Raw genomic sequence first — 13401 nt, forward strand, 5'->3', positions numbered from 1 at the left:
AAGTCGGATAGTTTCATTGCTATCCGGCTTTCTTTTTGAAAAAAATGAAAAGGAGCGATCCAATGAAAGTACATGAAGCTGAGATCGTCATTAGTGCTGTTTCACCAGCACAATACCCAGATACACCCTTACCGGAGATTGCCTTAGCAGGGCGCTCCAATGTCGGTAAATCTTCCTTTATCAATACATTGATTAACCGTAAAAACTTAGCCCGAACCTCGTCAAAACCGGGGAAAACCCAAACATTGAATTTTTATTTGATTGAAAATACGCTGCATTTTGTCGATGTCCCTGGCTATGGCTATGCAAAAGTATCAAAAACCGAGCGAGCAAAATGGGGAAAAATGATTGAAACGTACCTCGAACAAAGAGAGCAGCTGCGAGCAGTAGTATCTTTGGTAGATTTGCGCCATGCACCTTCCCAAGAAGATGTTCAAATGTATGAATTTTTAAAGTATTATGAGATCCCTGTGATCGTTGTTGCCACCAAAGCAGACAAAATCCCTCGTGGGAAATGGAATAAGCATGAAAGTATGATCAAAAAAGCGTTGTCCTTTGATCCAGCTGATACGTTCATTCTTTTTTCTTCCATTACCAAACAAGGAAAAGAAGAAGCATGGAAAGCCATCGAAGCAGCAATCAAATAATTTTGAATAAAGAAACGAAGCGAGCAAGTCGCTCCCTTCGTTTTTTTGCTTTTTAAAAGTAAAAATTGGGGATTTAGGCTATTCTACGGAGCGTAGAGTGCCAAATTTGCCCAATCTCAGCGAAAATCTCCTTAATGTTTGTTAAACTTGTAACAAGGAGGTGTGGTCGAATGCATGAAACATTAAGTAAAAAATTAAAAGAGTATCGATCAAGACATAACTTAACCCAGAAGGAATTAGCTGCGAGGTTATTTGTTTCTGATAAGGCCATTTCAAAATGGGAACGAGGAAATGGGTTGCCAGACATCGAGACATTGGTTCGTCTCGCCGATTTATTAGGCACTCCAGTGGAAGAGCTATTAAAAGAAAAGAAAGAAACCTACTATTATGAATACAAAAGTGAACGGAGGGTTCTACGGCTTCCGTTAATGCACATTTTGATTCCCAATTTATTCTTATTACTGAATCAAGTGACGAGCGTTTGAGAGTTTTTTGTTCTGATGAAAGAGGTACCCACTGCGTCTGGCTGGTTCTGTCTTGGCGTTAAAGCCAAAGGGGTCATTGCTATGGGGCTTATCAGTTTGGGACTGCTATCGATCGGTGTTATGTCCTTTGGCGCGTTGGCAATCGGGACCATCAGCATCGGCGCGTTCGCTTTTGGTCATTTCTGTTTTGCCTTGCTCGTTGGTATAGGAAATATCGCCGTTGGATCGGTTGTTGTTGGAAATGTTGGTATCGGATTACTTGCATTAGGAAGTGTTGCTGTTGCATGGATTGGAGTTGCAAATTATGGTGTAGGGAGTTTTATGGCTGTTTTGCCATCGAGTGCAACGGCAAAGGATTTCAATCAAGCGATTCAGCAACTGCTAGCGACAGACATCCCGGATTTGATCAAAACCACTTTTTTTGAACCAATGATTCGCTTTACTCAATCCCCAATCGTGGTAGCTGGCTTTGTGGTCACGATCCTAGCAGGCGTCGTTTTCATTCTTTGTCTGGTGATTATCGGCTTGATTCGCTTACGGCAAAGTGTTTTATATGAAGAGTTGTAATGTGAGAAGGAGGATCAGATTCTAATTCTCCCAGATAAGTTGATTTGGTCGCTCATTTCTTAGCTAAAAAGGTAAAAAAGGCAAGGACCTCGCAGTCCTGTGCCTTTTTTGTTAGTCTGCTTTTTTTATATTATTTGCTTTTTTTTGCTCTTTTTCATCATCAGGTTCGTTTTTTAAGAAACGCTCAATGTCCTTTTCCTGCTTTTTATTGTCTTTGTCGTTATCGGGAAGAAAGGCAAAATCATCAAACATTTTATCTAGCGAGTCTTCTCGTTGGAATTTTAAGCCCATAAGGTTCACCTCCAAGCGCCTTTAGTTTACCACGAACGGTCGTAGATTTCACCAAAAAAAAGCGAAATAGTGTTCAATCGTTTCTCCCTTTACTATAATTAAAGAAAGGGGATAGAAAAGAGGGATAGCGATGATCAAAACTGAAAAAATTTACGGCTTTCTACAATCGACACAAATGGAAGCATCACAGTTGCGTTTGTTGATTGAAAATTGGTTCGCTTTGGTTCGTCTTAGCTATCAGCCGACGGAATACTATTACAATCAGCAAGAAAAGAAACCTTATGATTTTGATGAGGTCAGTCAACTGCTGCATAGCGACCCTGAAGAAATCAATACTGAATTGATTGTGACGGACGGCCAAAATGAGTCCAGTATCCATATCATTCAAGAGGCTGTTTTACAACGGCACCTGTTTACGAAAGACGTATTTTCCACACAGAAAACAGTGATTTTAAGTTACTTCGATGAAACGATGCAAAGAGATGGAATGTTTGGCTATTTGCGTTCATATGATGAGTACCTGATGCATAACGTCGAGCGAATCGAGAAAAGACAAAATTTTCAATCGATTGCTGAAATCAACGCGTTACCGAAGCGGAAAAATTTTGAACAAGAGATCGTTATTGATTGCAATCAATTTGCTGGGTACGATGTTTTTTACAATGGCTACACACTGACCTCTTGTTGGCGAATGTACTTTTCGGTATTCTATGCCCGTATTATTCCTCAGGTGATCATTACGGATGCGCAACAAGTCGAGCAGGTCCAAGTTAGAGATCAGGGAATCGTGATGGTGGAATTGTATCGCGATCCGTTTCAGTGGGATCACGAGTTGAATCTTTCATACCAGCGTTTGTTTCGCGATCAAACTGGGATCGATCAATTGACATGGGATAATGGCGTCGGTATTTTGAGGGAACCATATATTGAGTACGCCTTTGGCGACCAATTGATCCAAACCATCCAGTACCAAAATGATCGGCTGCAGCCGACGACTAAGCGTAACGCGACACATTTCGTCACTCGAAGCTTCGATTTGGTGAACGAAGAGTACCAGGAGCGACGGGTGAAAGGTTACTTGAATGCACAAGCGTATTTTCCTTGGATCGACCAAGATCGGTTGCGCATGATGGATTATATTGTATTAAAACCGGAATTGACTGTAGATGATGGGGTCGAGGCATATGCCTTTTATATTCGGAATCACCTCGAAATTGATTACTCAGAGGATCGCTTTAAAGACTACACAGCTTGCTTACAATTTTATTTACCAGAAACAGCCTTGAAGGAGCTGCCGATAGACGGATTGAAAGCAGCGATGCCGGATGTTCATTTTGGGTATTTGCACCGCACGCGCAAATATACGTGGGTCAATCTAAAAAAGAATGGCAAGAAACTTCGAGTGTATTTTATGAATACCCAAAAGCTAGTCGAACAGCAGCTCTTTACCAATCAAGAATGAAAAAGACCCGCAAGATCACGAGGATCTTGCGGGTCTTTTCAATTAGGCAGCTTGTTCAGGCGCTTTTTTCAACAAACCGAATACAACGCCAGAAACGATCGCACCGATTAAGATGAATAGCAAGAACAAAATTGGTTTAGATAATAATAGAACAACGAAGATCCCACCATGTGGTGCCATTAATTGGATATCAAAGGCACCGACAAGCGCACCAGTCAGTGCAGAACCAACGATAAAGCTTGGGATCGCCCGCAATGGATCTGCTGCTGCAAATGGGATCGCACCTTCTGTGACGAAGGATAGCCCCATGACGATGTTTGTTAAACCAGCTTCTTTTTGGTCTTTGGTGAATTTATTTTTGAACAATAACGTTGCGACAAAGATTGCCAATGGAGGAACCATTCCGCCCGCCATTACAGATGCCATCACGACGCTACCACCTTCAGCAACGGTCGTTGCCAATGTTGCAGTACCGAAAACATAAGCGGCTTTGTTGATTGGGCCACCTAGATCGGCTGCCATCATTGCTGCTAACAAAGCACCAAGTAAAGCGGCGTTGGTACCACTTAAGCCAGTCAAGAAGCTATTCAAACCGTCATTGATGGCTTTCATTGGCACGTTGATCAGTAACATCAAGAAGCCAGTGATCAATAGGCCGAAAACAGGGTAGAAAAGGATCGTTTTGATTCCTTCTAATGATTTTGGTAAACCTTTGAATAATGAACGCAAGAACTTGATGACATAACCAGCTAAGAAACCGCCAATCAATGCTCCTAAGAATCCAGCACCACCCGTATTTGCTAGGGCACCTGCTGCGAAACCGACGATCAATCCAGGTCGGTCACTGATACTTGAAGCGATGAAACCAGCTAAGACAGGTAACATAAAACCAAATGCCGCGCTACCGATTTGATTGAACCAAGAAGCGGCTTGGTTGTAGTTTCCTAATTGACTCAAGGCATCTTGAGGGACACCCATGAACTGGTCCACCATGAAGGAAATAGCGATCATGATTCCACCGGCAATAACAAATGGTAACATGTGAGAAACACCATTCATCAAATCTTTATAGATTCGTTGACCGACTGAACCATCAGCAGAAGCGTCCTCTTTATCAGAAGCTTGGCCACTACCGTGAAAAACAGGAGCAGTTCCGCTCAATGCTTCATTGATTAATTGCTCGGTTTTACGGATACCATCGCTCACAGGACGGTTTACTAAATGTTTGCCGTCAAAGCGATCCATTTCAACTTTTTTATCGGCAGCTACGATCACACCAGCAGCTCGGGCGATATCAGCTTCTGTTAAACGATTTTTGATTCCTTCTGAACCATTTGTTTCGACTTTGATGTCAACACCAAGTTCTTTGGCTTTCTTTTTCAAAGCATCTTCTGCCATGTAGGTGTGGGCGATCCCTGTCGGGCAAGCTGTAACTGCGACGATATAGGGACGTTCGCTAGCAGGTGCTGCTTCTTGGTTTGCCGCTTCTTCTGCTAAAGCATCGGCTTCTTGCTGTGCCTCAGCTTCTGAGAAAAGTTGTTGTACTTGATCAGCAGTTGTCGCTGTTTTTAGTTTAGCAACGAAATCTGGATCGATCAATAAGCGAGATAGAGCTGCTAACGCTTGTAAATGAGTATCATTTGCTCCTTCTGGTGCTGCGATCATAAAGAAGAGGTACGTTGGTTGTCCATCTAACGCCTCATAGTCGACACCCGCATTACTCTTTGCGAATAAAACCGTCGCTTCTTTGACTGCACTGTTTTTGGCATGGGGCATTGCGATGCCGTCACCTAACCCTGTTGAGGTTTGGGCTTCTCGGGCAAGAATTCCTTCTTTGTAGATTTCGACATCTGAAATCCGTCCGACAGCATATAATTTTGCTACCATTTGATCAATGGCACCTTTTTTGTCTGTTGCTTGCAAGTCCATGATCATGGCATCTTTCAGCATCAACTCATTGATTTTCATTTTTTCCATCCTCCTATAGATTCACTTGTTCAATAATGACTTCCGGTAGTAATTCTTCGATAAATGACGCCTCAGCTAAATCATCTGAGAACGCAGTGGCACTGCCACAAGCGACCCCCCATTTGAATGCTTCAACCACATCTTTGGTCTTTGCGTAACGCCCAATGAATCCAGCAATCATGGAATCTCCAGCGCCAACTGAATTTTTCAAAGGTCGTTTCAACACATTGGAGCGATAGATCTCATTGCCAGTAAAGAGCAGGGCACCATCACCACCTAGAGAGACGATGACATTTTTAGCGCCATCCTTTAGCATTCTTTGGCCATAAGGCAAAATATCTTCGATTGTTGAAAAAGAAGTTTCATAAAGTTCCGCTAATTCATGATTATTTGGTTTGATCAGCAAAGGCTGATCGGATAAGGCATCAAATAGTTCCGCACCAGTCGTATCAATGACAAATTCTGCACCAGCTTCTTTAACGATTTTGATCAATTCTTTATAAAAGTCGGCTGGAAGACCAGCTGGTTTACTTCCTGATAGGATGACGATGTCTTCGGCAGAAAGAGCGGCTAATTGGTGTTTTAATTCAGCGATTTCTTGCTCTTGAATGACTGGACCAAGGCCGTTGATTTCTGTTTCTTCGCCGGATTTTAATTTGATATTGATCCGGGTATCGGCAGCGACTTGCGTAAAATTGCTGTTGATTTCCTCTTTGGTCAGCCACTCTTCAATAAAACGACCAGTAAATCCGCCAACAAAACCAAGGGTAGTCGAGGAGATGCCAATTCGCTTCAAAATCCGTGAGACATTGATTCCTTTGCCACCAGGTAGTTTAAAGTCTTGTTTCATTCGATTAAGGGTACCGATCTCCAAATGATCGACGTGGACGATAAAGTCGATCGATGGATTGAGTGTTACTGTGTAAATCATTGTATTACCTCCATAATGGTTGTTTTTGCTCTGAATTTCGCTAAATAGTTTTTTGGGCAATAATCGGTGATGATCGTTGCACCTTCAATAAAAGCAACTTGAGCAAAAGTTGTTTGCTGAAACTTGGAATGGTCTAGCAAGACATAGGCTTGTTGACTGTGCTCTAGTGCAATCTGCTTGATCAGGGCTTCTTCAGGATCGGGTGTGGTGAAACCAGCTTCCGAATGAGCACCGTTCATGCCCATAAAACAGCGGTTAAAGCGCAATTTACGCAACTGTTCACCGGCATTGATTCCTAAAACAGCGTTCGTAGCTATCTTAATGGTTCCCCCTAAAATCATGGTGTCGATCCCGTGATCAATCAGTAGGGAAGCGTGCTTGACGGAGTTCGTGACAACTTTCAGCGCTGTGATGGACGATAAGAAAGGAATCATTTCAAGGGTCGTTGTTCCTGCGTCTAGATAAATGACTTCACCATTTTTGATCGTTTGTGCGGCTGCGCGAGCAATTTTTTGTTTTTCTGTTTGAAATTTCGCTTTTTTTTCAGACATGTTGGGTTCAAAACCTAATTGCTGGCTTTTTTTGGCCCCGCCGTGAATTCTAACTAGAAACCCTTTATCTTCCAGTTCTTGGAGATCTCTGCGGATTGTTGACTCTGAAGCATCCAGCAGTTGGATCAGTTCACTGACTTTGACGATTTCCTCTTGCTCTAATCGTGCCAAAATCGCTTGATGCCGCTCCTCTGTAAGCATTTACATCACCTCTTCACCTGCCATAGTAACATATGATTCATTCAAAATCAATCATAAACAGTAAAAAACATTCATGATGAAAGCGTGAATAATAGAAATCGGTCACAAACGGTCATGCTAACCTTCATTTTCCTGAGATTGCTGTCCTTATATTTGACAATTTTTACTATTATTTGGCTTAATTGAATTAAGGGGGGATAAATAAATGAATAACAAAGTCATTTTACAAGGGTTCGAATGGGACCTGCCGGCAGATAGCCAACACTGGAACAAATTGAAAGAAATGAGTAAAGAAATCAAAGAGTATGGATTTACCGCAATTTGGCTGCCGCCTGCCTATAAAGGGACAGCTGGGTCCGAAGACGTTGGGTATGGTGTCTATGATTATTATGATCTAGGCGAATTCGATCAAAAGGGGTCGGTGCCAACAAAATATGGAACCAAGGATGAGTATTTGGAAGCCATCAAAGCACTACAAGAACAAGGAGTTGAGGTTTATGCCGATATCGTCTTTAATCACTTGATCGGCGCCGATGAAAAGGAGGTCGTTCCGGCGGTTAAATACAATACCGAAAACCGCAATGAACCGATCAGTGATGAAGAAGAGATCGAAGCTTGGACTAAATTCACTTTCCCAGGACGTAAAGGAACTTACAATGACTATGTCTGGACCTGGCATAATTTTTCTGGTGTCGATTATGATGATCGCAATAAAGACCACGGGATTTTTAACTTCGCTGATAAGGGCTGGGAAAACCAAGTGGATGATGAAATGGGTAATTACGACTATTTAATGGGTTGTGATCTGGACATGGAAAATCCTGAAACGGTGGAACAGCTCAATAAATGGGGGCAATGGTACCAAGAGCTGACTGGTGTTGATGGCTATCGCTTAGATGCGGTAAAACACATTGAGTTCAACTATTACGCAGATTGGATCTTGAATCGTCGGGAAGAAAAAGGCAAACCACTATTTGTTGTCGGAGAATATTGGTCAGGGGATCTGCCAAAATTAGAAGAGTATTTAGATTCTTCAGGAAATCTGATTTATTTATTCGATGTGCCTTTGCACTATAATTTATATGAAGCATCTCACTCGAATGGCGAATATGATATGAGTCAAATTTTTGCCGGTACACTGACTGCCGCGCGCGAAGATTATGCCGTGACTTTTGTAGACAATCATGATACGCAAGTCGGACAAAGTTTACAATCTTGGATAGACGGATGGTTTAAAGTCCATGCTTATTCATTGATCCTTTTACGAAAAGCGGGTGTACCGGTTGTTTTCTGGGGTGACTTATTCGGAATCCCAGCGCAAGAAATCGCTCCTGTTGGTGATGCTTTGATCCATATGTTAAAACTTCGAGAGAAGCTTGCATTTGGGAATCAAGTCGATTATTTCGATGATCCTAATTGTATTGGCTGGGTATTAACTGGCGATTATGAACATGAGCTTTCTGGATTGGCGGTCGTGATGACCAATGCTCAAGGTGCGGAAAAAGAAATGACCATCAGCGCGATCCATGGTGGAGAGACCTTCGTGGATATATTGAGAAATAATGAAGCGAAAGTTGTTTTAGATGATACCGGAAAAGGTGTTTTCCCGGTCAATGATGGGCAAGTGTCAATCTATGTGAATGAAAAGCTAGTAGAGAAATACTTTAGCTGATCTCTTTCAATAGTCATAATAAGAGGCTGGTAAGTTTACAGCCTTTTTATTATGTAAACAAACAACGGACTGACTTTTTTCTTTCGAAACTGATGGCATCGTGAGTACTAAAATCAAAGCGCTTTTAATTAAAAGTTTTCAAAGCGTTCGGTTTTCCCCATTCACGGATAATGCTATAATTGAGAAGATTGAGAAAGAAAGGATGTTTAAAAGCATGTCATCCAAAAGTGAATTACTTAAACGCATGAATCCACGGCAAAAAGAAGCCGTTATGCATACGGAAGGGCCGTTGCTGCTGATGGCAGGGGCAGGAAGCGGGAAGACCCGTGTCCTAACCCACCGAATCGCCTATTTAATAGAAGAAAAAAATGTAAATCCATGGAATATTTTAGCCATCACATTTACGAATAAAGCGGCACGTGAAATGAAAGAACGGGTCAGTCAACTATTAGGATCGGGTGGTGAAGACGTTTGGGTTTCAACCTTCCACTCGATGTGTGTCAGAATTTTGCGCAGGGATGTTGATCGAATCGGGTATTCGAAGAATTTTACTATCATTGATTCTTCTGAGCAAAATACGCTGATGAAACGAGTATTAAAAGAATTGAATATCGATCCCAAAAAATATGATCCTCGTTCTATTTTGGGAACGATCTCTCATGCAAAGAATGAGCTGTTGACACCTGAAGCTTACCAAGCCATGGAAGGTAGTCTCTTTGAGCAAATCGTAGGTCGTTGTTATGAAAAATATCAAAAAGAGCTGCGTAATAATCAATGCATGGACTTCGATGATTTAATCATGAATACGATCCGCCTCTTCCAAGACAATGAAGATGCGCTGCAATTTTATCAACGGAAATTCCACTATATCCATGTCGATGAATACCAAGATACCAACCATGCCCAATACACGCTAGTCAATTTATTGGCCGCTCGTTTTCGAAATCTTTGTGTCGTTGGGGATGCGGACCAAAGTATTTACGGTTGGCGTGGCGCCAACATGCAAAATATTTTAGACTTTGAAAAAGACTATCCGGATGCCGCAACGATATTGTTAGAGCAAAACTATCGTTCAACGCAAACGATTTTAAATGCGGCAAACCAAGTAATCAAAAATAACCGCAACCGCCCAGACAAAAATCTGTGGACAGAAAATCGTGATGGGGAAAAAATCACTTATTATCGCGGGGATAGTGAACGAGATGAGGCGCGATTTATCGTCAGTGAAATGCAGAAACAAATTGCAGAAAAGAACCGTAAATTCGGTGATTTTGCGATTTTGTATCGGACCAACGCCCAGTCACGGATCATTGAAGAAATGCTTTTAAAAGCCAACGTTCCTTATACGATGGTCGGCGGCAGAAAGTTCTATGACCGCAAAGAAATCCGTGATATTTTGGCTTATTTATCGGCGATCGCCAATCCTCGTGATTCCATCAGCTTGGAACGAATCATCAATGTACCAAAACGTGGGATCGGTGCGATATCCGTCGAAAAACTACGAGATTTTGCGAATCTTCATGAGTGGTCATTGCTAGAAGCAGCCATGAACGTCGAGTTGGCGAATATTTCTGGAAAGGCCGGCAAAGAATTAGGAAGCTTTGGGATGATGATGGATGGCTTCGCCCAAATGGTTCCTTACCTCTCAGTAACTGAACTGACGAAAGAAATATTAGAAAAGACGGGTTATCGTCAAGAGTTAGTCAACCAGAATAATTTAGAAGCACAAGCTAGACTTGAAAACCTGGAAGAATTTTTATCGGTTACCCAAGAATTCGATAAACGATTTGAGGCGCAAAACGAAGACGATGCAGATGCACCAGATGAGAAGTTGAGTGTTTTCTTAAATGACTTAGCTTTATTGTCAGACGTCGATAGTTATGAAGAAGAAAGTAGTCAAGTGACGTTGATGACCTTGCATGCTGCAAAAGGACTGGAGTTTCCAGTGGTATTCTTGATTGGTTTGGAAGAAAATATCTTCCCGCTTTCTCGGGCTTTAATGGAAGAAAGCGAACTCGAAGAAGAACGGCGCCTTGCTTATGTGGGAATCACTCGTGCTGAGGAAGAGCTCTTTATGACCAACGCTTTTTCCAGAACATTATACGGTCGTACCCAATACAATCGTCCGTCACGGTTTATCGAGGAGATTGAACAAGATCTGCTGCAATCATTAGGCGAGCGTTCACAACCGAAAGCTGCTGCACCGTTTCAACCAAAAGTCTTTAAACCGAGCTATACACAGCCGCGTCAAACGACCGTCGCTTCTAAGCAACAGACCTCTGCAGCTGGTAATACATGGCAAGTAGGCGAGAAAGTTCAACATAAAAAATGGGGAATCGGTACGGTCGTTCGGACGACTGGCAGCGCGCAAGACATCGAATTAGATGTGGCGTTCCCACAACAAGGCGTCAAACGATTGTTGGCGGCCTTTGCGCCGATTGAAAAAGTTGAAAAATAAGGAGGATATTAGGATGGATGTCCCTTCAAAAGAAATCCAATCACGAGCAGAAGAGCTGCGTACGCAATTAAATCAGTACGCGTACGAATACTATGTAAAAGATCAACCTTCTGTTGAAGATTATCTCTATGATCAGCTGTATGCAGAACTGGTTGAAATTGAAACCAACTACCCGCAGCTAGTAACCGAAGACTCGCCCACCCAACGAGTAGGTGGCATCATTTTACCTGGCTTTGAAAAAGTCACCCATGATATCCCACTTTATAGTTTGAACGATGTGTTTGATAAAGAAGGAATCGTGGCTTTTGATGCCCGTGTTCAAAAAGCATTGGGGAAAGCGGTAGATTATGTCTGCGAGTTAAAAATCGATGGATTGTCTATCTCATTAAAATATGAAGAAGGGCGCTTTGTTCGGGGAGCAACTCGAGGGGATGGTACGGTAGGTGAAAACATTACAGAAAACCTAAAGACCGTCAAATCGATCCCACTAAAATTAAAAGAACCAATCTCGTTGGAAGTTCGTGGCGAATGCTATATGCCAAAGGCTTCGTTTTTGAAGTTGAATCAACAGCGAGAAGAAGAAGGGGTGGAAGTTTTCGCCAATCCGAGAAACGCAGCTGCTGGAAGCTTGCGACAATTAGACACACGGATCGCAGCCCAAAGAAACTTAAGCACCTTCTTGTACACACTGGCTGATTTTGGTCCGATTGAAGCCAATGATCAATTTTCGGCATTGAATGAATTAGATCAATTAGGCTTTCGTACAAATCACGAACGCAGAGTGTGCCACACCATCGATGAGGTGTGGGCATATATCGAAGAGTTTCATGACAAGCGCAGTGAGCTTCCTTACGAGATTGATGGTGTTGTCATCAAAGTCAATAATTTTAAAGATCAAGATGCGCTAGGCTTTACCGTAAAAGCACCCCGATGGGCGGCGGCATATAAATTTCCACCGGAAGAAGCGGAAACAGTGATCGAAACGATCGAATGGACCGTGGGACGAACGGGTGTTGTGACACCGACCGCTGTTATGACCCCTGTCCGGGTTGCCGGAACGACGGTCAGCCGCGCCAGTTTGCATAATGTAGATTTCATTAAAATGAAGGACATTCGCATTGGCGATTCGGTCATCATCTATAAGGCGGGGGACATTATTCCAGAGGTTGCGAAAGTCTTGGAAGAAAAACGCACGGAAACAAGTGAACCCTTTGAAGCGCCTACACATTGTCCCGAATGTGGGAGTGAGCTGATCCATTTAGATGAAGAAGTTGCCTTGCGTTGTATCAATCCGAAGTGTCCAGCGCAGATTAAAGAGGGCTTAAGCCACTTTGTTTCCCGAAATGCTATGAATATTGATGGTTTAGGGCCACGTGTTTTAGAGCAAATGTTCGATAAATCCTTAGTCAAAGATGTGGCCGACTTGTACTTTTTAACAGAAGAACAATTGCTGACCCTCGATAAAATCAAAGAGAAATCAGCTAATAACCTTTTGCGTGCCATCCATCAAAGCAAAGAAAATTCAGTTGAGCGCTTGATTTTCGGGCTAGGCATCCGTCATGTTGGTGCCAAAGCGGCTCGGATTTTAGCGGAACATTTTGGTGACCTTCGGACCCTTAGCAAAGCCAAAGAAGAAGAGATCATTTCGTTGGAAACCATTGGTGCTACAATTGCAGAAAGTGTCGTTACGTATTTTGACAATCAAGAAGTTCACGACCTTTTAGATGAACTTGAAAAAGCGGGTGTTAACTTTGCTTATCTAGGGCTGAGAACGGATCAATTGGAAGAAGTGGAGTCGCCATTTAAAGAGAAAACAGTCGTTTTGACAGGGAAATTGAGTCATTTCACCCGCGAAGAAGCCAAAGAAAGAATCGAAAACCTTGGTGGAAAAGTCACCGGAAGTGTGTCGAAAAAGACTGATATCGTTGTTGCCGGGGAAGAGGCTGGCAGTAAACTGACCAAAGCCCAGTCCCTAGGCGTTACCGTTTGGGATGAAGCTCAAATGGTGGCTGCGATCGAAGGCAGTCATTCGGCAGAACAATAACTGTTAAGTATTGTCACAGACGAGAAGCAGTTGTTTCTTCTTGTCTAATTGAAATCATTTCTTCCCTGCAATACGAGGAAAGAAATGATTTCTGCTTTTATTTGCAATTATATTTGATAATTTT

At 42.5% G+C, this 13401-nt stretch carries 11 protein-coding genes; 7 read left to right on the top strand and 4 right to left on the bottom strand.

Features of this window, described 5'->3' with window-relative positions; all coding sequences use genetic code 11:
- Positions 1-62 precede the first annotated feature (62 nt).
- The 3 genes from yihA to IGI88_RS15435 all read left to right on the top strand — a co-directional run bounded on the left by yihA (position 63) and on the right by IGI88_RS15435 (position 1699).
- Positions 63-647, top strand: a complete 585-nt coding sequence (gene yihA, locus IGI88_RS15425) for a ribosome biogenesis GTP-binding protein YihA/YsxC (protein ID WP_008382206.1) — start codon at positions 63-65, stop codon at positions 645-647.
- Between the two features lie 170 nt (positions 648-817).
- Positions 818-1132 (top strand): helix-turn-helix transcriptional regulator, encoded by a 315-nt coding sequence (locus IGI88_RS15430; RefSeq protein ID WP_429960752.1) that lies wholly within the window; start codon positions 818-820, stop codon positions 1130-1132.
- Positions 1133-1147: 15 nt separating this feature from the next.
- On the top strand, positions 1148-1699 hold the full coding sequence (locus IGI88_RS15435) for a hypothetical protein (protein ID WP_429960753.1): 552 nt from the start codon (positions 1148-1150) through the stop codon (positions 1697-1699).
- Positions 1700-1810: 111 nt separating this feature from the next.
- On the opposite strand, the gene IGI88_RS15440 is transcribed toward IGI88_RS15435, so the two are convergent.
- Positions 1811-1990, bottom strand: a complete 180-nt coding sequence (locus IGI88_RS15440) for an SPJ_0845 family protein (protein WP_008380128.1) — start codon at positions 1988-1990, stop codon at positions 1811-1813.
- A 130-nt stretch (positions 1991-2120) separates the two neighbouring features.
- Between IGI88_RS15440 and IGI88_RS15445 the strand changes: the two genes are divergently transcribed.
- On the top strand, positions 2121-3452 hold the full coding sequence (locus tag IGI88_RS15445) for a hypothetical protein (protein WP_429960754.1): 1332 nt from the start codon (positions 2121-2123) through the stop codon (positions 3450-3452).
- 42 nt (positions 3453-3494) lie between these two features.
- Here the strand turns inward: IGI88_RS15445 and IGI88_RS15450 are convergent, their stop codons facing one another.
- From IGI88_RS15450 to IGI88_RS15460, 3 genes are read right to left on the bottom strand one after another with little or no spacing between them, the layout of a single operon-like run.
- On the bottom strand, positions 3495-5420 hold the full coding sequence (locus IGI88_RS15450) for a PTS fructose transporter subunit IIABC (RefSeq protein WP_429960755.1): 1926 nt from the start codon (positions 5418-5420) through the stop codon (positions 3495-3497).
- Between the two features lie 13 nt (positions 5421-5433).
- Positions 5434-6351 (bottom strand): 1-phosphofructokinase, encoded by a 918-nt coding sequence (gene pfkB / locus IGI88_RS15455; RefSeq protein WP_429960756.1) that lies wholly within the window; start codon positions 6349-6351, stop codon positions 5434-5436.
- On the bottom strand, positions 6348-7103 hold the full coding sequence (locus IGI88_RS15460) for a DeoR/GlpR family DNA-binding transcription regulator (protein ID WP_005235726.1): 756 nt from the start codon (positions 7101-7103) through the stop codon (positions 6348-6350). Before IGI88_RS15460 ends, pfkB begins: the two co-directional genes overlap by 4 nt.
- A 205-nt stretch (positions 7104-7308) precedes the next feature.
- On the opposite strand from IGI88_RS15460, the gene IGI88_RS15465 reads away from it, so the two are divergent.
- The 3 genes from IGI88_RS15465 (at position 7309) to ligA (ending at position 13277) form a co-directional block, all read left to right on the top strand.
- Positions 7309-8775 carry an alpha-amylase gene (locus IGI88_RS15465; RefSeq protein WP_016611862.1) on the top strand — a complete coding sequence of 489 codons (1467 nt, stop codon included), beginning with the start codon at positions 7309-7311 and terminating at the stop codon, positions 8773-8775.
- Positions 8776-8989: 214 nt separating this feature from the next.
- Positions 8990-11233 carry a DNA helicase PcrA gene (pcrA, locus tag IGI88_RS15470; protein ID WP_429960757.1) on the top strand — a complete coding sequence of 748 codons (2244 nt, stop codon included), beginning with the start codon at positions 8990-8992 and terminating at the stop codon, positions 11231-11233.
- Positions 11234-11246: 13 nt separating this feature from the next.
- Positions 11247-13277 carry an NAD-dependent DNA ligase LigA gene (ligA, locus tag IGI88_RS15475; RefSeq protein ID WP_086299399.1) on the top strand — a complete coding sequence of 677 codons (2031 nt, stop codon included), beginning with the start codon at positions 11247-11249 and terminating at the stop codon, positions 13275-13277.
- Positions 13278-13401: the final 124 nt, after the last annotated feature.

Source organism: Enterococcus sp. AZ179 (assembly GCF_050498885.1).
GTDB lineage: Bacteria > Bacillota > Bacilli > Lactobacillales > Enterococcaceae > Enterococcus_D > Enterococcus_D entomosocium.